The sequence below is a fragment of the Streptomyces sp. NPDC003691 genome (genome assembly GCF_053981115.1).
Genome location: NZ_JBSFNQ010000224.1, coordinates 1 through 1,611, shown reverse-complemented (window position 1 = coordinate 1,611; position 1,611 = coordinate 1). Strand labels below are relative to the sequence as shown.

2 protein-coding genes and 1 pseudogene are annotated in these 1,611 nt (G+C 72.3%); all 3 read left to right on the top strand.

Features of this window, described 5'->3' with window-relative positions; genetic code table 11:
- Window positions 1-309 (top strand): annotated as a pseudogene (locus ACWDR0_RS34865) (insulinase family protein); the annotation flags it as partial.
- Between the two features lie 124 nt (window positions 310-433).
- Window positions 434-1,186 carry a 4-hydroxy-tetrahydrodipicolinate reductase gene (gene dapB / locus ACWDR0_RS34860; RefSeq protein WP_456355846.1) on the top strand — a complete coding sequence of 251 codons (753 nt, stop codon included), beginning with the start codon at window positions 434-436 and terminating at the stop codon, window positions 1,184-1,186.
- A 27-nt stretch (window positions 1,187-1,213) separates the two neighbouring features.
- A partial coding sequence (locus tag ACWDR0_RS34855) for a hypothetical protein (protein ID WP_456355845.1) occupies window positions 1,214-1,611 on the top strand: 398 nt, incomplete at its 3' end.

Below are 1,611 nucleotides of genomic sequence, written 5' to 3'. Positions count from 1 at the left end.
GACGAACTCGACCGGGTGGCCTCCGACGGGCTCACGGACGACGAGATCGGGCGGGCCGTCGGGCAGCTGTCCGGCTCCACGGTCCTCGGCTTGGAGGACACCGGAGCGCTGATGAACCGCATCGGCAAGAGCGAACTCTGCTGGGGCTCGCAGATGTCCGTCGACGAGATGCTCGCGCGGATAGCCGCCGTCACTCCCGACGAGGTGCGCGCGGTCGCGGCCGATGTCCTCGGCCGCCGCCCGTCGCTCGCGGTCATCGGCGCGCTGAAGGACCGGCAGGCCGACCGGCTCCACGAAGCGGTCTCCTGACCCGTCCCGGTGGGCGGGAGCGGTCCGGCCGCTCCCGCCCACCGGACACCTCCCGGGCCCGCCCGGGAGACGACCTAGGCTGGGGGCGACGACCTGAGATACGCCTCCAGGAGGAAAGAGACTGATGAGCAAGTTGCGCGTGGCGGTGCTCGGTGCCCGCGGCCGGATCGGCTCCGAGGCGGTACGGGCCGTGGAGGGCGCCGCCGATCTGGAGCTGGTCGCCGCCCTGAGCCGGGGCGACAAGCTGGAGACGCTGGTCGACACCGGGGCCCAGGTGGTGGTCGAGCTGACCACGCCCGCGTCCGTGATGGGCAATCTCGACTTCTGCGTACGCCACGGGATCCACGCCGTCGTCGGCACCACGGGCTGGACCGGTGACCGGCTCGCGCAGCTCGGCACCAGTCTCGACGCGTCCCCCGGGACGGGCGTGCTGATCGCCCCGAACTTCTCCATCGGCGCGGTCCTCACCATGAAGTTCGCGCAGGCCGCGGCGCGCTGGTTCGAATCCGCCGAGGTCGTGGAGCTGCACCACCCGAACAAGGCGGACGCCCCCAGCGGCACCGCCACCCGCACCGCGCAGCTGATCGCGGCCGCCCGGGCCGAGGCCGGTCTCGGCGCCCAGCCGGACGCCACGGTCACCGCGCTGGACGGCGCCCGCGGCGCCGATGTCGACGGTGTCCCCGTCCATGCCGTACGGCTCCGGGGGCTCCTCGCCCACCAGGAGGTCCTTCTCGGCGGCGAGGGCGAGACCCTCACCATCCGGCACGACTCCCTGCACCACAGCAGCTTTATGCCCGGGATCCTGCTCGGGGTCCGCCGCGTCGGCTCCGTCCCCGGTCTGACCGTGGGCCTGGAGCACTTCCTCGACCTCGACTGATCCGTACCACCGAGCGAACTGACCGACATGCGCGCGAAAATCACGTACTTCGTCACGGCGGCCGTCCTGGTCCTCTACTTCTTCCTGGTCGGCAGCCGCGGTGTGCTGCTGATCCAGCAGGGCACCTGGCTCACCGTCGCCTTCGGGGTCTCCGTACTGGCCCTGCCGGTCATCGGGGTCTGGTTCCTCTGGATGAACACCCGGTTCGTCACCCGGGCGAACCGGCTGGCGGCCGAGCTGGACGCCGAGGGCGGGCTGCCGGTCGACGATCTGGCCCGGACTCCCGGCGGTCGTATCGACCGGGACGCGGCGGACGCGGTGTTCGCCCGGCGCCGCGAGCGCCAGCACCGCTGCGGCAGCGGTGACCATGCGCGTCACACGGTTCACGGTGATCTCCTCGTTCGTCGCTCACCGCCCGCCGCCGG